The sequence below is a fragment of the Bradyrhizobium sp. WYCCWR 12699 genome, assembly GCF_032144035.1.
Classification (GTDB): domain Bacteria; phylum Pseudomonadota; class Alphaproteobacteria; order Rhizobiales; family Xanthobacteraceae; genus Bradyrhizobium.
Genome location: NZ_JAVTJN010000030.1, coordinates 72,822 through 93,374 on the forward strand (window position 1 = coordinate 72,822; position 20,553 = coordinate 93,374).

Here is a 20,553-nt window from a genome sequence, read left to right on the forward strand (position 1 = left end):
GCTCAAAGGCTTTTCACACCGTAAATATCCATGGTTAACCGGCGGTTACGGCCGGCGCGAAGCCGTCATGGTGCGCGGCTTGGCTGGGCCGGCGACCAGGGGCGCTCTGGGTATGGCGCCCTCGAGCTCGACATCGCCAAGCAGGCAGGACCGCAGGGTCTCGATCTCAGGGCAATCGGCGGTTCCGAGCGGGCCGATCAGGAAGCCGTGCTCCAGAGGCTCGCATTTGTAGCCTGGACAGCGCTGCACCCTGTCCGCGATCACGACATCGACCTTGCCTTCGAGCAGCTCGTGCAGCCCCGCCGGCTGGCTGATGCGGATGGCAAGCTGCGGCTCGGCGCGGCGGAACCGGGCCAGGCGCGCCCGCAGCCCGTCGACGGCAAAACTGGCGTGAAGCCCGATATGCAGCATAGCAGTGACGCCCTCGGGCTTGAGCTCGGCGGTGGCCTCGGCAAGGCAACGAAACGCCTGACGGACCTGCTCCAGATAGGTCTCGCCGGCCGACGTCAGAATGACCTGCCGTGTCCGGCGCTCGAACAGCTGCACCCCCAGCCGCTCCTCCAGCAGGCGGACCTGCTGGCTGACCGCACCGGCCGTGACATGCAGCTCGTGGGAGGCCTGCTTGAAGCTGAGATGACGGGCGGCGGCCTCGAAGGCGCGCAGGGCATTGAGTGGCGGCAGAAGATACGTCATGGCCGGCTCCGGACGATGCGGGGGGAGACCGGCAGGATGCATGAGTTTCGCTCGCGCGACAAAAGAGAAATCCTGCTTTGTCGCCGGCGACGGCGAGCGATACCCCGGGGCCGACCCTAGCGCAGCCCGAGGAAACCAGTGCCGCTCGAAAAGCCGTCGATCGAAAATTCGTACTCCTGGATTCGTCTCACCGTCTCCATGGCCCTCAGCACGCTGGGCTGCGTCGGCATGTGGTCGCTGGTGGTGGCATTGCCGGCAGTGCAGGCCGATTTCAATGCGCCCCGTGCCGCGGCGGCCCTGCCCTACACGCTCACCATCATCGGCTTCATGATCGGCGGCATCGTCGTCGGCCGCCTGGCCGATCGCTTCGGCATCCTGCTGCCGCTGGCCGGCGGCACGATCCTGATGAGCCTCGGCTACGTCCTCACCGCCTTCGCGCCGAGCCTGCCAATGTTCGCGCTGATCTCGGGCGTCACGATCGGCCTCGGCGGCGCGGCGAGCTTCGCGCCGCTGGTGGCCGATGTCTCCTTGTGGTTCGACAGGCACCGCGGCCTCGCCATTTCCCTGGCGACGGCCGGCAGCTCCGTTGCCGGCGTGGTTTGGCCACCCATCGTCCAGCACACCATCGCCTCGTACGGCTGGCGGCAGACCCATGTCGGCATCGGCCTGTTTTGTTTGGCAACGATGCTGCCGCTCTCGCTGGTGCTGTTGCGGCGGCCGCCCGTCCAGGCGGCTGCGCGCGAAGCGACGAGCCGCGGCAACACGATGCAGTCGATCGGCCTGTCCCCTTCCGTCACCCAGGGCCTGCTGGCCCTCGCCGGCATATGCTGCTGCGTCGCCATGGCGATGCCGCAGGTCCATCTGGTCGCCTTTTGCGGCGACCTCGGCTACGGCTCCGCGCGCGGCGCCGAGATGCTGGCGGTCATGCTCGGCTTCAGTGTGGCAAGCCGTCTGTTCTTCGGCTGGCTGTTGAACCGCATCGGCGGCCTGCCGACGCTGCTGCTGGGCTCGGCGATGCAGGCCACGGCACTCGCACTCTATCTGCCGTTCAACGGCCTGGTCTCGCTTTATGTGGTGTCGGCTATATTCGGACTGGCGCAGGGCGGCATCGTGCCGAGCTACGCCGTGATCATCCGCGAGCTGTTCCCGGCGCGGGAAGCCGGCTTTCGCATCAGTCTCGCCATCTCGGTCACGCTCGCGGGCATGGCGCTGGGGGGCTGGATGGCCGGCGCGATCTATGATGCGACCGGCTCCTACGCGTCGGCGCTGATCAACGGCATCGCCTGGAATATCGTGAACATCGCGATTGCAGCCTGGCTGCTGCAGCGCCAGCGCCGACATATCGTCGGCGCCTGCGCCGCGCTCAGCTGATGTTCAGCAGGATTCGCCCCGACGTGCCGCTGCGCATCAGGTCCAGCGCGTCGTTGACGCCGTCGAGCGCGAACTCGTGTGTGACGATCCCACGGTAGTTCACCTTGCCGGCGTCGCTCAGGCGAACCAGCCGCGGGATATCGCGCGCCGGCTGGCATTGCCCGCCTTCCGAACCCTTCAGCACCTTCTCGAAATGGAGCGGCAGCGTGCAGATCTCGGCCTTCTCGCGGGGAACACCGACGAGGATGCAGCGGCCCTTCTTCGCGGTGATCTCGTAGGCGAGCTCGATCAGATTCTTGACGCCGGTTGTCTCGACGACCTTGTCGGGTCCGTCAGCGCCGGTGATCGACCGAACCTCGGCGGCGACATCCTTGACCGCTTCGGAGTTGATGAGATGCGTCGCGCCGAACTGCCGGGCCATCTCGAGCTTGTTGTCGAGGCGATCGATCGCGATCACGGGATAGGCGCCGACCATCACGGCAAATTGCACGATGTTCAATCCGACGCCGCCGACGCCGAACACGACGACGGCTTCGCCGATGGCGATCTGCGCGTCGTTGTTGACGACGCCGAGCGCGGTCGTCACGGCACAGCCGAGCAGCGGCGCGCTGGTGCGGTCGATCGAAGCCGGAACCGGGGTGACGCGATTCTCCGATACCACGGCATATTCATTGAAGGTGGTGACCCAGCCGGCGTTGAGCCGCTTGCCGCGCCAGGAATAGACCGGCGTGTTGGACTGGACGCCCTTGCCCGGGCGCCAATGCATGACGACGGTATCCCCCTCTTTGCAGGACACGACGCCGGGTCCGGTCTCGACGATCGTGGCCAGCGCCTCGTGACCCAACAGGTGCGGCAGGAACTTGTCGACGCCCTTGACGGCGTCGATCTCGTTGATCTGCGCGCCGCAGATGCTCGACGTGTGCACATGCGCGAGCACCTGGCCGTGTTCGAGCCTGTCCGGCAAGGTGAACTCGTCGACGATCAGCGGCTTGCCCGATTCGACGAGAATGGCCGCCTTGGCAGTCTTGATGTCCATGGGGCGTGCCCGATCACTCGAAATAGATGAATTCGTAATCGCCGGTGTAACCGAGCTTTCCGTACAGCCAGATCCATTCCGAGGTGTGCAGGATGGACTCCGCCGTCAGCGCCCAGCATTCGAGATTGTGCAACTCGGCGACGTTCCGGTAGCCCTCGACCATGACGTATTTGTTCTTGCCGACCCGCTCGACCTCCTTGAGGGCCGCCTCGAGCTCGTACAGTCGCAGATTGTGCAAGGTGCCGAGCGAGATGACGAGGTCGAAACTGTCGTCACCATAGGGATAGACGTCCTGGGCGCGATAGTTGAACAGATACGGCCTCACCTGTTCGTGCGAATTGGCGAGCCCGTGCTTGGAGATATCGAAGCCGACCACCTTCAAGCCCGGCAGGATCTTCTGCATCTCGTACAGCAGGAAACCCTTGCCGCAGCCGACGTCGAGCACGCTGGAGCCGTCCTTCAGACCATAGGTCTCGATCAGCGCCTTGGCGACCGGCGCCCAGCGCCCCTCGATGAAGCGGTATCCGCCATAGCCGAAGCGGCGGTCGCCGTCCCAATAATCGGCCTCATATTCCCGCGCCTTCAGCGAGCAGCCGATCTTGTCGTCGTTCATACGGCCCATGTAATCGCGCTTGGTCGCCGTATGCAGCGGCGTCACGATATTCAGCAGTCGTCCCATTCAGCCCTCGGAGTCCAAAGCGCGTTGCGATGCCGCGAGCGGCCCGGGAGCCGTGAGTCGCGACTTGCGAGTTCTTCTAGCATTGGTGGTCGAGATCATCATTGCTACAGATCAATGAGGGGGAGCCCTGCGACGGCTTGGGCAGCAGCCCGCCGAGCACGATAGAGCCTTTGCGGGGCGCGGAGCCCCGGCCAGGTTCCTATGCGGCTGGCAGCAGTGACATGAAGACGCGGGGAACGCGGATGCGAAGCACGGCGTTGGCGCGAAGGGAGATCACCATGCCGACCAAACCGACCATCGCCCGCATCTGGCGCGGTCGCACCCGCCGCGATGTCGCCGACGCCTACCAGGCCTATCTGCAGGCCGAGGGCATTCCGCCGCTGCGCAAGACCGCGCTCGGTGTGCAGCAATTACGCGAGGACCGCGACGAGGAGACCTGGTTCACGACCATCTCCTATTGGGCGGACATCGCAGCCATGACGGCCTTCACCGGGGGCGAGCCGACCAAGGTCCATCATCTCGCGCGCGACGCGGAATTCCTGATCGAGCTGCCGCAGCGCATCGAGATTCACCGCATCCTGATCGACGAGCAAGGACTGCGGTGAAAGGCCGAGCCACGGAACGTGAGGCTCGCTTCGCTGCCCAATCGCAGCTTGCTGCAAATATCCGATCGCTCGCGGCTGTGCGGTTTCGCCGCAATGTTTCCAGCGGAATGAATCACTATAGTCAGAATGTCATGGCATATGTCGTCGACATAGACGCGCGCACCGCGCGTTTCGGTCTTCACGCCGGCCGCCTCCAAGCAGGCGGTTAGCCGGACGGTGTTCGCGCCGTCCGGGCTCTTTTCCAGCTTTCGTGACCTCTGCCTGAGAGGTCGTCTTGAAGCAGAAGGAGTGTGCCGTGCTGCCTCTTCCGAAAATTGCGCTCGTCGCATCTGAATATCCGCGGCTCGAACAGCTTGCCCGCCGCGCCGCCCAACGAGGTGATTTGGACGGAATCTTCCTGCTGGGGGAAATCAATCGCGCCGACATCGTGCCGGACGAATGGGACGATCTCGGTTCGCGGGTGATCGTCGGATCATGGGTCACCTTTTGCACGAACTGGGGCGTTCCGCGTCGCATCGTGCAATTGGTCTGGCCCGAGGAAATGTTGGTCGGATCCCGCCCGCATTTCGGTCCTGACGCCTTTGGAGCGGCTTTGATCGGCCTGCAGGTCGGCGATCAAATGCCGTACTTCGTCGCCGGCTGCCTGAATGTCGTCAGGGTTTTGAACGTCACCCGATCAAGCCCGAACGTCGTTCCGCTCTTTCCCGCAAATCGGCGCAGCCGGCCGCTCGACGATGATCCTGGACCGACTGCAGCATAGGAGAAACCAAATGCAGAACTTCGAAGCCGAGATTCGGCGGGACCAGCCCGCGTTGCCGCCGATCAAGCTCGCAAAAGACGAATCGCGGCGTCTCAGCTCGCTGGCGAATTCGACCATGGATCTGTTTCCCCGCGTCGCCCAGTTTCTGGCCCGCGAGTTGGACCGCGCGACGGTCGCGGAAGAGAACGACTTGTGCGGCGTGGTCAGGATGGGCTCCAAAGTGACCTATCGCGATGACAGGGGTGCGAGCCGCGAGATCGTGCTGGTCTATCCGCACGAGGCCAACATCGCGCTCAGCCGGATCTCGATCCTGACGCCCGTCGGAGCGGCCCTGATCGGCCTCTCGGTCGGACAGCGCATCGCATTCGAGACGCCGGACAAGCACATCAGAGGGCTGACCGTTCTTGCTGTCTCCGAATCGGAAGGGAACGACCGATCCGACCGAGCATGACTCTTTCGCGTTAGCGGGCGCGCCGCTCCTTGATGCGCGCCCCGCCTGTCGCACGGGTTTGAGAGCGACCTGCGATGGAACTTGCTGTAGCACAACGAACTCCCCTCCAGGGATCGCTAGCCTATTCCAGGGGGCGAACTCACGGAGCGGCACGGAGGTGGGCGTCGTCCGCCTCGTCGCCCTTCGCAATTGACCTCGTCAGGCACGGGAACGAAGACAATCATGAAGAACATCAGTGCCGGCCAGATCGCCCTGTTGGTTGCGCTCGGAGCCTTGTTGATCCTGACGTGCGTCTGGGGATTTTCAGTCTGGGAAACCAGCAGCGGCGTCGAGATGGGAAAGCATGGCTGGATCGCGCTGGGCCTCGGAGCCTTCTTCTCCCTGCTGATCGGCTGCGGGCTGATGGCCCTGATGTTCTTCAGCAGCCGCAGCGGCCACGATGACGTCGCCGATCCCTTCCGCCGGCGCGACGGCGAGGACCGCTAGAGCGCGGCCACACGCCTATTGCACCTCGATGTTCGCGTCCTTGACCAGCTTGCGCCAGCGCGCCTCCTCCTGGCCGACATAGCGGTCGAGCTCTTGCGGCGCGCTGCCGACCATGATGAGGCCCTCGTTCGCCTCCAGCTTCTTGAAAGCACCGGACTGAACCGCCTTTGCGATCGCCTGATTGAGGCGCGCAATCACCGGCGCCGGCGTCTTGGCCGGAGCGTACAAGCCGTACCAGGATTCGGCGGCGTAGCCGGGCACGCCGGCCTCGGCAACGGTCGGCAACTGCGGAAACGCCGCCGAGCGCTCGGCGGATGTGACGGCCAGCGCCCGGAGCTGACCTGCGGCCACCAGCGAGGCCGCGCTCGCCACGGTGGTGAACATCACGTCGATCTGGCCGCCCAGGAGATCGCTGATCGCGGGCGCCGCGCCCTTGTAGGGCACCGCCGTCATCTTGACCTTCGCCATGGAGTTGAACAGCTCGCCCGCGAGATGCGCCGAGGTGCCGGTGCCGAACGTGCCGAAGTTGAGCTTGCCGGGATTGGCCTTGGCCTCCGTGATCAAATCCGAGATCGAGTTGATCTTCGACGCCGGGTTGACCACGACGATGTTGAAGGAGCGCGCGATCAGCGAGACCGCCGCAAAGTCCTTGTGCGGATCGAACGGCAGCTTGTTGTACAGGCTCGGGTTGACCGCGTGCGCGAATGTCGCCATCAGCAGCGAATAGCCGTCGGGCTCGCTGGTTGCCGCCGTCTGGGTTCCGATGATGGTGCCGGCGCCCGGCTTGTTCTCGATGATGACGGACTTGCCGAGATCCGTCTGCAGTTCCTGCGCCGTCGTTCGCGCCATGATGTCGGTGCCGCCGCCGGCTGCGAAGGGCACGATGATCTTGATGATCTTATCAGGATATTCGGCGCGCGCCGGCGTCAGTCCGAGCCCCGCGACGATCGCACAGGCGAGGATGGCGAGGCTCTGCCGGCGCCGCACGGAATTCTTCTGCCGCGCGCCGTCGTGATTGATGCTTCCGCTGCTGGTCATCTGGCGCTCCATCCCACTCTGTCTAGACATTGAGAACAACCAATCCGTCCGCTGCCTTCACGCCCTGGCCCGCCGGCAGCACGAACACCGGATTGATCTCCGCCTCGGAAAGTCGATCCCCGAGCTGCGCAACCATGCGCGAGAACGCGACCACCGCTTCTGCGAGCGCTTCGACGTCGCATGTCGGCCGGCCCCGAAAGCCATCCAGCAACGGCCATGTGACGAGATCGCGCGCCATCGCGCGCGCCTCGGACAGATCGAGGCCGCCATTCGGCGGAAGCAGACGCATCGTCGTGTCCTTGAACAATTCGGCCGCGACGCCGCCCATGCCGAGAAGGATTGCCGTTCCCAGGGAATCACGATGCATGCCGAGAATGATCTCGACGCCGCCTGAGATCATCTCCTGAACCAGGAACTGCTCGGGTCGCTTCCCGGCCCTGCCCTCGACCTCAGCCGCCATCGCAGCCAGGCGATCGCCGATCACTTCAGTGGTCAGGTTAATCGCGACGCCGCCGACATCGCTCTTGTGCGCGATCTCGCGCGAGAGGACCTTGAGCACGACACGGCCCCCGAGGCCGCGCGCCGCCTGCTCGGCTTCGCGCGCTGTTGCGACCACTTTCTCCGCCACGACAGGAATCCCAAACCGGGCGAACAGCGCCTTGGCCTGGGCTTCATCGAGCGATCCCGCCGGGAAGCCGCTGGCATCCGCCGCGGTCGGGGGCGAAGCGGATGTCTGGACCTGCTCCGGCATTGCGGCTCGCAACAGCCCGTCGAGCGCCGCAGTGCAGCTCTCGGCCGAGGTGTAGGCGGGGACGCCGCGCCGGGTCAGCACAGCCACCACCTCGGGCGCGTGGGGACTGACATAGGCGATGACCGGCTTGTCGCTGAGCGGCAAGCAGTCATGGATGGCATCGGCCATCAGGGCCGGCGACCCCACGGCCGACGAGCCGGCAATGACGATGAGCGCGTCGTAGGACGGACTTGCGAGCAGGATGCGGATGGCGCCGCGCAGCAGATCCGGCTGCAGGCCGGCGAGGGTCACGTCGATCGGATTGCGATCGAGGTTGGCATGCGAGCCCGACTGCAGGCTGCGCAATTGCGCAGCCGTCTCCGCATCGGGCGCGGGTGTGACAAAGCCTGCGACGCCGAGAGTGTCCGATACGATCGTGCCGGCGCCGCCGGTCGAGGTGAGGATCGCGACACGCCGGCCGGAAAGCTTCCGCCCCGCACTGAGGGCTGCGGGAATGTCGAGCAGATCTTCGAAGGTCCGGGCGCGGATCACGCCGAGCTGCCGGAACAGGGCGTCGTACGTGCGGTCGGAGCCGGCCAGCGCGCCGGTGTGCGAAACGGCCGCCTGTGCACCCGCCTCCGATCGCCCGATCTTGAAGGCGACGATGGGCTTGCCGGCGCGGCGCGCCTTGAGCACCGCCTCACGAAAGCGGCGCGGATTGCGGATCGCCTCGATATAGAGTGCAATGACTTTGGTCGCATCGTCCCCGGCGAGGAAGTCGATGAAATCGGAGAGCTCGAGATCGGCCTCGTTGCTGGTCGACACCAGCTTGGACAGCCCGATTCCGCGCGCCGCTGCGCGCGACAGCACGGCGCCGAGAATCCCCCCGCTTTGCGAGATCAGCCCAATGCCCCCGGCCGGGAAGTCGTCCATCGCCAGCGCGCCCGACGCCGACAGCACGATATTGTCGGTGAGATTGACGAGACCGATCGTGTTCGGCCCGAGGACCCGCATCGATCCGGCGGCTTGCATGAGCTGGTGCTGGCGCGCGGCACCTTCCGCTCCGGTCTCGGTGAAGCCGCTGGCGAGAACGATCGCGGCGGCGGCTCCCCGCTCGGACAATTCGCGCACCGCGATATGCGCGCGCTCGGCGCCGACGAGGACAAGGCCGACGTCGGGCACATCAGGCAACGAGGCGACGTCGGCGTAGCACTTGATGCCGCCGATCTCTGCGACCTTGGGATTGACGGGATAGATCGCGCCCGCAAAGCCGTGCTTCTGAAGATAGGACACAGGTCGCCCCGACGTCTTGCTGGGGTCTGCGGACGCGCCGATGATGGCGATGCTGCGCGGCCGGATCAGGCGTTCGATCGCCTTCATCGCTCAGTCCTTCGACGAGGATTGCGCGAGGAACGCCGCCACCGCGTCGCGATGCTCCGTGCTGGTGTAGCAAATGGCCTGCGCCTGGCTGCCGAGATTGAAGATGTCGTGCGCGGAATGCTCGAAGGTCTCGTTCAGGATCTTCTTGCTCAGCGCCAGAGCCGTCGGAGACCCCTGAGCCAGCTCGGCCGCCCACGCCTGCGCGGCCGGCAGCAGCTCGGCCGAAGCCACCTTGCGATCGACGATGCCGAGCGCGAGCGCCTCGTCGGCCTCGACGACGCGGCCGGTGAAGATCAGCTCCTTGGCCTTCGCGAGCCCGACCCGTCGCGGCAGGAAATACAGCCCGCCGCCGTCGGGGATCAAACCGCGCTTGATGTAGGACCAGGTGAATTTCGATCTTTCCGTTGCCATGACGAAGTCGCAGGCCAGCGCGGTGTCCGCACCAAGCCCCGCGGCGGCGCCGTTGACGGCGGCAATGGTCGGCTTCGGAAGGCCCAGCAACAACGACTGCACGTGATGCACGCCCTGCTGACGGCTCCATCCGTTGAATGCGACCTCGCCCTGGGGCGCTTCGAGCCGGCGCTTCATGCCGCTGATGTCGCCGCCGGCACAGAAGGCCTGGCCGCGCCCGGTCAGCACCAGGGCCTTGATCGCCTTGTCGCGGGCGACGGTTTCGAGCGCGCCGGCGAATTCGGCGCGCATCTCGTCGCTCATGGCGTTGCGGCGTTCCGGCCGGTTGAAGGCGAGCGTCGCGACACCGGCCTCGACGGAAAATTCGATGAGCTGATACGGCATGAGCTGATAGGACATGGCAGGCTCCGTGGTTGGAGTCGGATCGATCACCGCGACGCAGCGCGGATGTCGAATGCCTGTTCGGGCCGTGCCGTTTCCTCGTCGAGCCAGTTGCGGCCGGGCATTCTTCTCCCGGTCGTGATAGCGGCTTGCACCTGCCGCAACATCCCCCTAATTCCACTAAGTGGAAATGCCGACGGAGGCTGGATGTGGCGCAGGCGCGCAGATATGCGGGCGGGATTGACGGCAACCGGTCGCTCGAGCGCGGCATCGAGATTCTCAGGGCGTTCCGGCCCGGTGTCGATACGCTCGGCAATGGCGAGATCGCGGAGCGAACAGGCCTGCCGCGATCGACGGTCAGCCGGCTGACGCGAACGCTGGTCAATTCCGGGATGCTCGACGAAGTCCGCAGCGAGAGGACCTACCGGCTTGCCGCATCCGTCATCAGCATCGGTCACGCGATGCGGACGGGATCGCCCGTGCTCAACGCGATCGGACCGATGATGCGGGTTGAATCCGCCAAGCGCCGGCTGAACGTCGGACTTGCGACCGCGGATCGAACCATGATGGTTTACCTGGAGTCGATCCGCTACAGCCCGCGCGCGGCGCTGCGCAACGTGGTCGCCGGCCAGCAGGTCCCGATGGAGCTGACGTCGCTGGGCCGCGCCTACCTCGCCGGCCTTGCCGAGACGGAGCGCGAACGATTGCTGAAGCAGTTCAAGCGGCGCAGCGCAGCCGCCACCAAGGCGCTGCTGGCAGAGGTCAGGAGATCGATCGGCGCCGTCGAGCGCGACGGCTATTGCGCCGTGTCATGGCAACCCGCCGTTCTCGCCGTCGCAACGCCGATCGTGCTGGACGGGCTCCCGGTCTACGCCCTCAACATGAGCGTGCAGAATGTCGACCGGTCCGATGCGCTGGCGAGCGAGATGGGCACGTACCTCAAGGCGTTTGCGGCGAAGTGCAAGGAGGTGCTGGCGGGCTGAAGCGATCGGCGCCCTTACAACTTTCCATAGACCCGCGCCGCGACCACCTTCAGGCGCTCGACCGATCCGGACTCGGGGTGCGGCTTGACCGGTGCGAACAGGATCGATGCCTGCCTGCCGTTCTTCCAGACGAAGATGTTGACGGCGTTGCCGTTGCCCTTGGTGCAGGAATGTTCGCCGAACGCTTCGCCGCCGAGATCGGGGATCGCGACATGCTTGCAAGGGCCTGCGCGCTTCATCATGCCGGCGGCGGTGTCGCGCGAGGTCGCGATCACCGCGACCGTCATGGTGTTGGCCTCGCGATCGAACATCATGCAGCTGCCCGCGCCGGTGCGCTGCACCGTCAGCGTGCTCGCGTCGAGAAAGCCGTCGGCATCGGCAGCCGTGAGCCACTCGCAAGCGCCGAACCGCTCGCTGCTCTTGCTCACGTTGGCAATGGCAATGCGCGAGGCCTCGGTGAGCGGCACGAGCAGCGCATCGTCAGCACGCCGGCCGATCGGATAGACGGTGATCTGGAGAATGTAATCGCCGGACAAGACGACGACCGCGGCCTCCTGGCGCTCCGCGCCGGCCGCGCTCGTTCCGCCCTGGCCTTCCTCGCCGATCCCCGCCACGGCGCTCAGCTTCATGCGTTCGCCAAGCGTCTTGACGAAGGTCGCGTACAACTCCCTGGCGCGGTCCTTGTCGGGATTGCGGAACACGGTGAGCATCATCGTGTCGCCGCGCCCGGCCTGATAGATGCAGCCGCGGCCGTCCTGATTTGAGATCAGCGACCATTTGAACGCCGGCATCGCGCGGGCGAGCTCCTGGCTGCTGATGAACGGGCAGGTTTCGGCCGCGCGCGCAGGGGCAGCCGCGATGGCAAGGAAAAGAACGAGACTGGAGAGCAGGCGATCGATGGTGTGCATCAGATGAACGTACTATCGAAATGCCGTGCCGGAAACGTTCGACTGTCCGTCACTGCCCGTTATATTCGGCCCAGCAATCCGCCGTTTCATAGACCCGAACCGCCGACAGCTGTGAGAGGCTCGGCTTCAACCGGTCCCAGATCCAGATCGCGATATTCTCGGCGGTCGGGTTCTCGAGGCCTTTGACGTCGTTCAGGCAGTGGTGGTCCAGCGCGCCCATGATGTCGGCGAAGGATTTTTCGATATCGAAGAAGTCGGCGACGAAGCCGGTGTGCGGGTCGACCGGTCCGTCCAGCTGGACCTCGACCCGGTAGGAATGACCATGCAGCCGGCGGCATCGATGGGTCTCGGGCACGTTCGGCAGCCGATGCGCCGCCTCGAACTTGAACGCCTGCGATATCTTCATTCCGCTCCTCACACGGCGAAGCCATCCGGTCTCGGGCCCGTCTGGCGACCAGATGCTGCTTTGTCCTGACCTTTCGGCGAAGAATGGCGCGCCCGGAACGATTCGAACGTCCGACCCTCAGATTCGTAGTCTGATGCTCTATCCAGCTGAGCTACGGGCGCGTGTTTCGCAAACAGCGCGGGCAGGACCCGCGACGCAGCCCCCGGCAGGGCCGGAGGGGGTGCGAAAGAGCGCTCTGACTAACCGCTCTTGTCCCGATTGGCAAGGTCCGGGATGGGGAGATTTTCGCGGATTTTTACTCATCTCTCCTCTCCGTCATTCCGTGGCGACGCGAAGCGGCGAGAATCCATAACCACCAGCCGGGGTTATGGATTCCGGGCCCGGCCCTTCGGGCCATCCCGGAATGACGGAAGGAATGAAATTGCCGCCCGCTCGGCCGCTGGCCGACTTACGCCCTCTGCCGCTCGTTGCGGATGGAGAGCAGCTCCACGGGGCGGTCCGGGATCACGATGCGGAAGGTGGCACCGATGGTGCCTTCGACCAGGTGGATATCGCCGCCATGGGCGCGGACCAGCTCGGCGGCGATGGCCAGGCCGAGACCGCTGCCGCCGGGACGCCCGGAGGTCTGGAACGCCTCGAACAGATGCTCCCGCGTCTTCTGGGGCACGCCGGGACCGGTGTCGGAGACCTCGACGATCGCGACGGCGCCTTCGCGTTTTCCGGTGATCCGGATCTGCTGCGGGCCATTGTCGCCGGAGGCGTGGCTCTCCAGCGCCTGGGCGGCGTTGCGGACGAGGTTGAGCAGCACCCGGAACAGCTGATCGGGATCGGCATCGATCGCCAGCCCGCGCTCGATGGCGGCGACCCAGGCGATCGAGGCATCGGAGGCGAGGCCCGCGGTCTCGCGCACCTCCAGCACGACAGGCTCGATCAGGATCATGCGGCGGTCGGGCGCGGCCTCCTGGGCGCGTCCGTAAGACAGGGTCGACTGGCAGAAGGCGATGGCCCGCTCGAGCGAGCGCACCAGCTTCGGCGCGAAGCGTTGCACCCGCGGATCCGGCACGCTGGCGAGCTGATCCGACAGCAACTGGGCCGAAGCCAGCAGGTTGCGCAGATCGTGGTTGATCTTGGACACGGCGAGGCCGAGGGCGGCGAGCCGGCTCTTCTGATGCAGCATCGACATCAGATCGCGCTGCATGTCCGACAATTCGCGCTCGGCGACGCCGATCTCGTCGCTGCGCTGGCTCGGCACGATGATTCCCGCCGAGCTTTCCGGATTCTCGTGGAAGCCGACCAGGCTCGCGGTCAGCCGCCGCATCGGGCGCACGAAGAGATAATGAAGCGCGAGATAGACGAGGCCGGCGGTCAGCACCGCGATGATCAGCGCCACCACCACGACGTTGCGGGAGAAGCGGTACATCTGCTGCCGCAGCGGCAATTCGTCGGTGACGATCTCGATGAACTGGGCATTGCCGACGCCGGGCCCGACGATGCGGATGGCCTGGTTGCCGGTCTCCAGCATCATCCGGAACGAGCCGGTGATCGCCTCCCACGCCGTCATGTCGCGCAAATCGATGTCATGCTCGATGGCGGCCGGAATGTTGTCGCTGGCGAGCAGCCGGCGCTGCTGGCCCATCTTGATGGCGACGGCGCGGGCATTGATGCTTTTCAGGATCTGGCGCGACAGCGAATCGGGAACCATGCCGAGCGGTGCCGCATCCAGCACCAGCGCCGCCGTGTTCGCCGCCGCGACGCGATCGTTGAGCCGGTTGACCCAGAAGTTGGCGATGGCTGGGACATAAAGCAGGCTGGCCGCGATCATCACCAGGGGAACCGTCAGCAGCAGCAGCTTGCCCGACAGCCCGAGCCCGCGCGTCCCGCGGGGACTCGCCGCCGGCTGGTCCGGCTGGTCCTGATCCTGGACCGGCTGGAGGTCTGTCGCTGCCACGGAATCGCCCTCGCTGCCTAGACCGGGTTAAGAATTGGGCCGGGTGAAGGATTAGCGGATATGAGAATGCGGCCCGCCCCTGGCCCCGGTCAAATTACGGATCGCTAATCTGCCAAGGTGGGATGTAGGCGCTGATATCGCTACCCGCCACCTCAAGGGTTAAAAACCCCGCACAAACAGCGATATTCACGAAAATCGCGCGCTTGTGCGGCGTTGACGAAAACAAGGCGCTCGCTTATAAGCCGCGCAAATTGTCCGCGATGACCCGGTGTGACGCCGGGAGCGGCTCTCTTGGGGCCGAAAAGGGTCCGTTGTGGGCCGCATCTTCCGGACTTTACCATCAATTCTACAGGCAAATTGCCCGGTCAGCGGAGAAAAACCCGTGAAGCGGACTTATCAACCCAGCAAACTGGTGCGCAAGCGCCGTCACGGCTTCCGTGCCCGTCTCGCCACTGCCGGCGGCCGCAAGGTTCTCGCCGCCCGCCGCGCCCGCGGTCGCAAGCGTCTGAGCGCCTGAGCCAGACCCCCTTTTTGGGATTTCATCATGGATCGGCTGAGGCAGCGGGCGGATTTCCTCGCCGTTGCCAATGGCGCGCGGGTGAACAGCCGCGCGTTCGTCCTGCAAAGCCGTCCCCGCGATGACGGCGGCCCGATCCGGATCGGCTTCACCGTTACCAAAAAGAACGGCAACGCCCCCGAGCGCAATCGCATCCGGCGCCGGCTTCGCGAACTCGTGAAGCGGCTCGATCCGGTGTCGATGCAGCCCCATCATGATTATGTGCTGGTCGGACGAAGGGACGCGCTCTCGCGCGACTTCACGACCATGCTCGACGATCTGCGCATAGCGTTCACGAAGCCCGCGCGGCATACGCACAAGGGACGCGGCCCGAAAACCGACGGCTCAAGACCCGGCCCCACTCCCGCGACCAGCCGCAAACCGGATTGATGACGAGAGAATGATGACCGACAACCGCAATACCATCCTCGCCGTCATCCTGTCGGGCCTGGTGCTGATCGCCTGGCAGTATTTCTACAACGTGCCGGCGATGGAGAAGCAGCGCGCCCAGCAGCAGGCCCAGGCCGAGCTTCAGAAGGGCACCCCGCAGCCGACCGCGTCGGCGACGCCCGGCGCCGCGCCGCAGCCCGGCGCAGCTCAACCGGCGACACCGGCCGCGAACCAGGCCCAGCCGGTCGTTGCGCGCGATGCCGCGATTGCAGCCAGCCCGCGCGTGAAGATCGACACGCCGCGGATCGCCGGCAGCATTTCATTGAAGGGCGGCCGCATCGACGACATCGCGCTGGTGCAGTTTCGCGAGACGGTCGACCCGAAATCGCCGCCGATCATTCTCTATTCGCCTTCGGGCACCGCGGAACCCTATTACGCCGAGTTCGGCTGGGTGCCGGCGACGGGCGTGACGGCGAAGCTGCCCGACGCGCAGACCGTCTGGCAGCAGGACGGCAGCGACAGCCTGACGCCGACGACGCCGGTGGTGCTGAAGTGGGACAATGGCGAGGGCCTCACCTTCCGCCGCACCATTGCGGTCGACGACCATTATCTCTTCACGGTCAAGGACGAGGTGAGCAATGTCGGCAACGCGCCCGTCACCCTCTATCCGTTCGCGCTGATCTCGCGCCACGGTGCGCCGCAAGTCTCCGGCTATTACATCCTGCATGAAGGCCTGATCGGCTATCTCGATGGCCTGCAGGAGTATGCCTACAAGAAGATCGACGAAGCCAAGTCGGTGAACTTCAAGGCTACCAATGGCTGGCTCGGCATGACCGACAAGTATTGGGCCTCGGCGCTGCTGCCCGACACCAGCGCGCAGCTTCAGGCGCGCTTCTCGTCGAACCCATCAGGCAACGTTCACACCTACCAGACCGATTACCTGCTCGACCCCGTCACCGTCGCGATCGGCGGCACCGCGACCGCGAATGCGCGGCTGTTCGCCGGCGCCAAGGAAGCGGGCGTCGTCGGCCTCAATTTCCCGCTGGCCGGCCACGGCGGCTACAACAAGGAGCTGGGCCTGAACCATTTCGATCTCCTGATCGACTGGGGCTGGTTCTACTTCATCACCAAGCCGATGTTCATCGGCCTCGACTTCTTCTTCCGCTTCTTCGGCAATTTCGGCATCTCGATCCTGCTCGTGACCGTGATCGTGAAGCTGTTGTTCTTCCCGCTGGCGAACAAGTCCTACGCCTCGATGGCGAAGATGAAGTCGGTCCAGCCGCAGCTGCAGGCGCTGAAGGAACGCTTCCCCGACGACAAGGTGAAGCAGCAGCAGGAGATGATGGAGATCTACCGCAAGGAGAAGATCAATCCGGTCGCCGGCTGTCTTCCCGTCGTGATCCAGATCCCGGTGTTCTTCTCGCTCTACAAGGTGCTGTTCGTCACCATCGAGATGCGGCACGCGCCGTTCTATGGCTGGATCAAGGACCTCTCGGCGCCGGATCCGACCAACCTCTTCAACCTGTTCGGGCTGATCCCGTTCGATCCGACCACGATTCCGGTGTTCGGCCATTACCTCGCGCTCGGCATCTGGCCGATCATCATGGGCATCACGATGTGGTTCCAGATGAAGCTGAACCCGACGCCGCCGGATCCGACGCAGCAGATCATCTTCAACTGGATGCCGCTGATCTTCACCTTCATGCTGGCGGGCTTCCCGGCGGGCCTCGTGATCTACTGGGCCTGGAACAACCTGCTCTCGGTGGTCCAGCAGAGCTACATCATGCGCCGCAACGGCGTGAAGGTGGAGCTGTTCGACAATCTCAAGGCGACGTTCGCGAGGAAGGCGACGTAAGTCTCACGCGAGTGTGCCCCGTCATACGGGTGCAAATGCCTCCACATCGTCATGCCCGGGCTTGTCCCGGGCATCCACGTTTTGGAAGCTTGTCCAGTAACAAGACGTGGATGGCCGGGACATTTGGTTGGAAAGCCGCGCTTCGCGCTTTTTGCCCGGCCATGACGAGAGGATAGGTCCTTCTCATGAACGAGAAGAACGACGACAAAGATGCGAAGCTGATCGAGGCCGGGCGCAAGCTGTTCGCCCGCGACTGGCAGTTCATCTGGGCCTCGCCCTCGATCCAGACGCTGCCGCCGATGGCGGGGCTGGAGGTCGCCTTTGCCGGCCGCTCCAATGTCGGCAAGTCGAGCCTGATCAACGCGCTCACGGGGCGCAACGCGCTGGCGCGCACCTCGCACACGCCGGGCCGCACCCAGGAGCTGATCTTCTTCGAGGTCCCCGGGAAGACCGACCTGCGTCTCGTCGACATGCCCGGCTACGGCTACGCCAAGGCGCCCAAGAGCCAGGTCGCATCCTGGACCGAGCTGATCCACAAATTCCTGCTCGGGCGTGCCTCGCTCGCCCGCGTCTACGTGCTGATCGATGCGCGCCACGGCATCAAGGACGTCGACCTCGAAGTGCTGGGGACGCTCGACCGCTCCGCCGTCAGCTACCAGATCGTGCTGACCAAGGCCGACCAGGTGAAGGCGTCCGAGTTGCAAGCGCGCATCGCCGAGACCGAGGCCGCACTGGCCAAACATCCCGCCGCGTTCCCGAACGTGCTCGCGACATCGTCACGCAGCTCGACTGGCATGGAAAGCTTGCGCGCCGCGATGGCGAAGCTCTTGGAAGAGCGGAGCAAGTAATGGCGGCCCATCGCCTCCTGATTGGGCTTGCCGGCTTGATGGGCGCCGCCGGCGTCGCGCTGGCCGCGGCCTCCGCCCACGGCGCGGATGCGAGCCGGCTCGCCACGGCCAGCGCCATGCTGCTGTTTCATGCAACTGCCATACTTGCGACCACCGCCCTGCTCGCGCGCGGCCTTCTGCACGGCGGAATTGGCCTCACCGCCGCGTTCGGCTTTGTGATCGGCGCCGCGCTGTTCGCGGGCGATCTCAGCTTGCGGCAATATGCCGGGCATGCGCTGTTTCCGATGGCGGCACCGACGGGGGGAACGGTGATGATCGCGGGGTGGCTGGCGGTGACGCTGGCGGCGGTGGTGGCAAGAAAATAAGTCTCGTGCCCCGGACGCAGCGCAGCGCCTTAGCGGTGCGCTGCTGAACCGGGCCCATACTGCTTTCTGGGTCCCGGCTCAGCGGCGCGGCACTACGCGCCGCACCGCGTCCGGGACACGAGATCGCATGCCAGCCACACTTTGCGCCCCGCCCGCCAATCGGATAGAACGCGCACCGACCGTCCCGCCAGCGAGACCGCGACATGACCGACATCTCCCCGCTCGACCAGGCCCGCATCCTGTCGGAAGCGCTGCCGCACATGCAGCAGTATGACGAGGAAACCATCGTCATCAAATATGGCGGCCATGCCATGGGCGACGAGGAGACCGCGAAGAATTTTGCCCGCGACATCGTGTTGCTCGAGCAGACCGCGATCAATCCCGTCGTGGTGCATGGCGGCGGGCCGCAGATCGCGACCATGCTCAAGCGCCTCGGCATTCAATCGGAATTCGCAGCGGGCCTGCGCATCACCGACGCCGCGACCATCGAGATCGTCGAGATGGTGCTCGCCGGCTCCGTCAACAAGCAGATCGTCGGTTACATCAACGAGGCCGGCGGCAAGGCCGTGGGGCTGTCGGGCAAGGACGGCAACATGGTGAAGGCGTCGAAGACGACGCGCACCATCATCGATCCGGGCTCGAACATCGAGAAGGCGATCGATCTCGGCTTCGTCGGCGACCCCGAGAAGGTCGATCTCACGCTGCTCAACCAGCTGATCGGCTATGAGCTGATCCCGGTGCTGGCGCCGCTCGCGACCTCCAAGGATGGCCAGACGCTGAACGTCAACGCCGACACCTTTGCCGGTGCGGTCGCGGGCGCGCTGAAGGCCAAGCGCCTGTTGCTGCTCACCGACGTGCCGGGCGTGCTCGACAAGTCGAAGAAGCTGATCCCGCAATTGTCGGTGAAGGACGCCCGCAAGCTGATCGCCGACGGCACCATTTCCGGCGGCATGATCCCGAAGGTCGAGACCTGCATTTACGCGCTGGAGCAGGGCGTCGAGGGCGTCGTCATCATCGACGGCAAGATGCAGCACGCGGTGCTGCTCGAGCTCTTCACCAACCAGGGCACGGGCACGCTGATCCACAAGTGATGCGGAAGCAAAAAACGAAAGCCGTCATGGCCGGGCTTGTCCCGGCCATCCACGATCTTTCGGCCCGCACCGAGAACGTGGATGCCCGGGACTTGCCCGTCCAGATGCGCTCCGCGCTTTTGCCCGGGCCTGACGGATCGGGAGCGAAGCAACGCCGCCGCTCTGCCCTCACCCGCTTCCTCACGACGCTGCCGGCCGCGGCCGTCTCGTTCTTCTTCTCCTCCGCCCCCGCCTTCGCCGACCTCAAGATCTGCAACCGCATGTCCTATGTGGTCGAGGCTGCGATCGGTATCGACGACAAGGCGGCGACCGCGACGCGCGGCTGGTTCAGGATCGATCCCGCCACCTGCCGCGTGGTGGTGCAGGGGACGCTGACCGCCGACCGCATTCTGCTGCACGCCCGCGCGCTCGGCGTCTATGGCGCCTCCCCGATCCCGCAGAGCGGCAGCGATACGCTCTGTGTCGCGCAGGACAATTTCGTCATTGCGGCGGCCCGGCAATGCCGCAGCGGCCAGGCCCACGCCGCGTTCACGCAGGTGACGCCGACGCAAGGCGCCGACGGCAACCTCGTTGCCTATCTCGCCGAGGATTCCGAATATGACGACGAGCAGGCGCGCCTTGCCGGCATCCAGCGGCTGCTGGTGATCGCAGGCTATGATGCCGCGCCGATCGACGGCGTCGACGGGCCGAAGACGCAAGGCGCGCTGGCCGCGTTCCTGAAGAGCCGCGGCTTGTCGTCGGACGTCGTGGGCTCGCCGAACTTCTTCAAGACCATGGTCGATGCGGTGCAGACGCCGTCTGCAACCGGCCTCACCTGGTGCAACGACACGCCGCACAAGGTGATGGCGGCGATCGCGACCGACGACGGCAAGTCCGTGACCAGCCGCGGCTGGTACCGCATCGATCCCAAGACCTGCCTGCATCCTGATGTGACCGGCACCCCGAAGCAGATCTTCAGCTTCGCGGAAGCCGTCGACGCAGACAACCGCGCCGTCAAGTTGAAGGACCGGCCGCTGAACTGGGGCGGCGATAGGCAGCTTTGCACGCGCGAGACCAAGTTCGAAACCAACGAGCAGACCGATTGCGGTGCGCGCGGCTTCGCGGCGACGGGATTTGGCGCGGTCGATATGTCGAGCGGCGGCAAGACGCTGCGCTTTGCGGTGCCGTGATCGAGAGGGTTTT

The 20,553-nt window shown here is 65.3% G+C and carries 22 protein-coding genes and 1 tRNA gene; 13 read left to right on the forward strand and 10 right to left on the reverse strand.

Features of this window, described 5'->3' with window-relative positions; all coding sequences use genetic code 11:
* Window positions 1-45: 45 nt before the first annotated feature.
* Window positions 46-693, reverse strand: a complete 648-nt coding sequence (locus RPS27_RS11080; protein WP_283818329.1) for a LysR family transcriptional regulator — start codon at window positions 691-693, stop codon at window positions 46-48.
* A gap of 198 nt (window positions 694-891) precedes the next feature.
* On the opposite strand from RPS27_RS11080, the gene RPS27_RS11085 reads away from it, so the two are divergent.
* The gene (locus RPS27_RS11085; protein ID WP_212065237.1) at window positions 892-2,064 is read left to right on the forward strand and encodes an MFS transporter; all 1,173 of its coding nucleotides are present in this window, start codon (window positions 892-894) and stop codon (window positions 2,062-2,064) included.
* Here RPS27_RS11085 and RPS27_RS11090 read toward each other — a convergent pair.
* Together RPS27_RS11090 and RPS27_RS11095 are read right to left on the reverse strand one after the other, a co-directional pair.
* Window positions 2,057-3,100 (reverse strand): zinc-binding dehydrogenase, encoded by a 1,044-nt coding sequence (locus RPS27_RS11090; protein ID WP_212065154.1) that lies wholly within the window; start codon window positions 3,098-3,100, stop codon window positions 2,057-2,059. The two genes, RPS27_RS11085 and RPS27_RS11090, sit on opposite strands and share 8 nt — an antisense overlap.
* A 13-nt stretch (window positions 3,101-3,113) precedes the next feature.
* The gene (locus tag RPS27_RS11095; protein WP_194404745.1) at window positions 3,114-3,779 is read right to left on the reverse strand and encodes a class I SAM-dependent methyltransferase; all 666 of its coding nucleotides are present in this window, start codon (window positions 3,777-3,779) and stop codon (window positions 3,114-3,116) included.
* A gap of 278 nt (window positions 3,780-4,057) precedes the next feature.
* Here RPS27_RS11095 and RPS27_RS11100 point away from each other — a divergent pair, with 278 nt between their 5' ends.
* From RPS27_RS11100 to RPS27_RS11115, 4 genes are all read left to right on the forward strand, one after another.
* Complete coding sequence (locus tag RPS27_RS11100; protein ID WP_211415627.1) at window positions 4,058-4,384, forward strand: hypothetical protein; 327 nt, start codon at window positions 4,058-4,060, stop codon at window positions 4,382-4,384.
* Window positions 4,385-4,658: 274 nt separating this feature from the next.
* Window positions 4,659-5,144, forward strand: a complete 486-nt coding sequence (locus RPS27_RS11105) for a hypothetical protein (RefSeq protein WP_249131385.1) — start codon at window positions 4,659-4,661, stop codon at window positions 5,142-5,144.
* A 10-nt stretch (window positions 5,145-5,154) separates the two neighbouring features.
* Window positions 5,155-5,595: a nucleoside diphosphate kinase regulator gene (gene rnk, locus RPS27_RS11110; protein ID WP_212065153.1), complete on the forward strand. Its 441-nt coding sequence runs from the start codon at window positions 5,155-5,157 to the stop codon at window positions 5,593-5,595.
* A 222-nt stretch (window positions 5,596-5,817) separates the two neighbouring features.
* Window positions 5,818-6,081, forward strand: a complete 264-nt coding sequence (locus RPS27_RS11115) for a hypothetical protein (protein WP_212065152.1) — start codon at window positions 5,818-5,820, stop codon at window positions 6,079-6,081.
* A 15-nt stretch (window positions 6,082-6,096) separates the two neighbouring features.
* Here RPS27_RS11115 and RPS27_RS11120 read toward each other — a convergent pair whose 3' ends face one another.
* The 3 genes from RPS27_RS11120 to RPS27_RS11130 are packed head-to-tail and all read right to left on the reverse strand — an operon-like array spanning window position 6,097 to window position 10,024.
* Window positions 6,097-7,119, reverse strand: a complete 1,023-nt coding sequence (locus RPS27_RS11120; protein ID WP_249131383.1) for a tripartite tricarboxylate transporter substrate binding protein — start codon at window positions 7,117-7,119, stop codon at window positions 6,097-6,099.
* A gap of 22 nt (window positions 7,120-7,141) precedes the next feature.
* Complete coding sequence (locus tag RPS27_RS11125) at window positions 7,142-9,229, reverse strand: acetate--CoA ligase family protein (protein ID WP_212065151.1); 2,088 nt, start codon at window positions 9,227-9,229, stop codon at window positions 7,142-7,144.
* A gap of 3 nt (window positions 9,230-9,232) precedes the next feature.
* The gene (locus tag RPS27_RS11130) at window positions 9,233-10,024 is read right to left on the reverse strand and encodes an enoyl-CoA hydratase/isomerase family protein (RefSeq protein WP_313754089.1); all 792 of its coding nucleotides are present in this window, start codon (window positions 10,022-10,024) and stop codon (window positions 9,233-9,235) included.
* 206 nt (window positions 10,025-10,230) lie between these two features.
* Here RPS27_RS11130 and RPS27_RS11135 point away from each other — a divergent pair, with 206 nt between their 5' ends.
* Window positions 10,231-11,004: an IclR family transcriptional regulator gene (locus RPS27_RS11135; RefSeq protein WP_212065150.1), complete on the forward strand. Its 774-nt coding sequence runs from the start codon at window positions 10,231-10,233 to the stop codon at window positions 11,002-11,004.
* Window positions 11,005-11,018: 14 nt separating this feature from the next.
* Here the strand turns inward: RPS27_RS11135 and RPS27_RS11140 are convergent, their stop codons facing one another.
* The 4 genes from RPS27_RS11140 to RPS27_RS11155 form a co-directional block, all read right to left on the reverse strand.
* On the reverse strand, window positions 11,019-11,912 hold the full coding sequence (locus RPS27_RS11140) for a hypothetical protein (protein ID WP_212065149.1): 894 nt from the start codon (window positions 11,910-11,912) through the stop codon (window positions 11,019-11,021).
* Between the two features lie 49 nt (window positions 11,913-11,961).
* Complete coding sequence (queD, locus tag RPS27_RS11145) at window positions 11,962-12,318, reverse strand: 6-carboxytetrahydropterin synthase QueD (protein WP_212065148.1); 357 nt, start codon at window positions 12,316-12,318, stop codon at window positions 11,962-11,964.
* An 84-nt stretch (window positions 12,319-12,402) separates the two neighbouring features.
* Window positions 12,403-12,479, reverse strand: a tRNA-Arg gene (locus RPS27_RS11150).
* A gap of 287 nt (window positions 12,480-12,766) precedes the next feature.
* A complete protein-coding gene (locus RPS27_RS11155; protein ID WP_211415620.1) occupies window positions 12,767-14,266 on the reverse strand; it encodes a HAMP domain-containing sensor histidine kinase in 1,500 nt (499 codons plus the stop codon).
* Between the two features lie 382 nt (window positions 14,267-14,648).
* Between RPS27_RS11155 and rpmH the strand changes: the two genes are divergently transcribed.
* From rpmH to RPS27_RS11190, 7 genes are all read left to right on the forward strand, one after another.
* Window positions 14,649-14,783 (forward strand): 50S ribosomal protein L34, encoded by a 135-nt coding sequence (gene rpmH, locus RPS27_RS11160; RefSeq protein WP_008542748.1) that lies wholly within the window; start codon window positions 14,649-14,651, stop codon window positions 14,781-14,783.
* 27 nt (window positions 14,784-14,810) lie between these two features.
* Entirely contained in the window at window positions 14,811-15,212 is a 402-nt protein-coding gene (gene rnpA, locus RPS27_RS11165; RefSeq protein ID WP_194404756.1) for a ribonuclease P protein component, read from the forward strand.
* Window positions 15,213-15,225: 13 nt separating this feature from the next.
* On the forward strand, window positions 15,226-17,067 hold the full coding sequence (gene yidC / locus RPS27_RS11170) for a membrane protein insertase YidC (protein ID WP_212065131.1): 1,842 nt from the start codon (window positions 15,226-15,228) through the stop codon (window positions 17,065-17,067).
* 185 nt (window positions 17,068-17,252) lie between these two features.
* On the forward strand, window positions 17,253-17,915 hold the full coding sequence (gene yihA, locus RPS27_RS11175; RefSeq protein WP_194404758.1) for a ribosome biogenesis GTP-binding protein YihA/YsxC: 663 nt from the start codon (window positions 17,253-17,255) through the stop codon (window positions 17,913-17,915).
* Window positions 17,915-18,280: a DUF423 domain-containing protein gene (locus tag RPS27_RS11180; RefSeq protein WP_212065130.1), complete on the forward strand. Its 366-nt coding sequence runs from the start codon at window positions 17,915-17,917 to the stop codon at window positions 18,278-18,280. The genes yihA and RPS27_RS11180 overlap by 1 nt, the downstream gene beginning before the upstream one ends.
* Before the next feature lie 203 nt (window positions 18,281-18,483).
* A complete protein-coding gene (gene argB, locus RPS27_RS11185) occupies window positions 18,484-19,371 on the forward strand; it encodes an acetylglutamate kinase (RefSeq protein ID WP_194404760.1) in 888 nt (295 codons plus the stop codon).
* 26 nt (window positions 19,372-19,397) lie between these two features.
* Window positions 19,398-20,540, forward strand: coding sequence for a DUF1036 domain-containing protein (locus RPS27_RS11190; RefSeq protein WP_313754005.1), 1,143 nt, complete (start codon window positions 19,398-19,400; stop codon window positions 20,538-20,540).
* The last annotated feature ends 13 nt before the right edge of the window (window positions 20,541-20,553 follow it).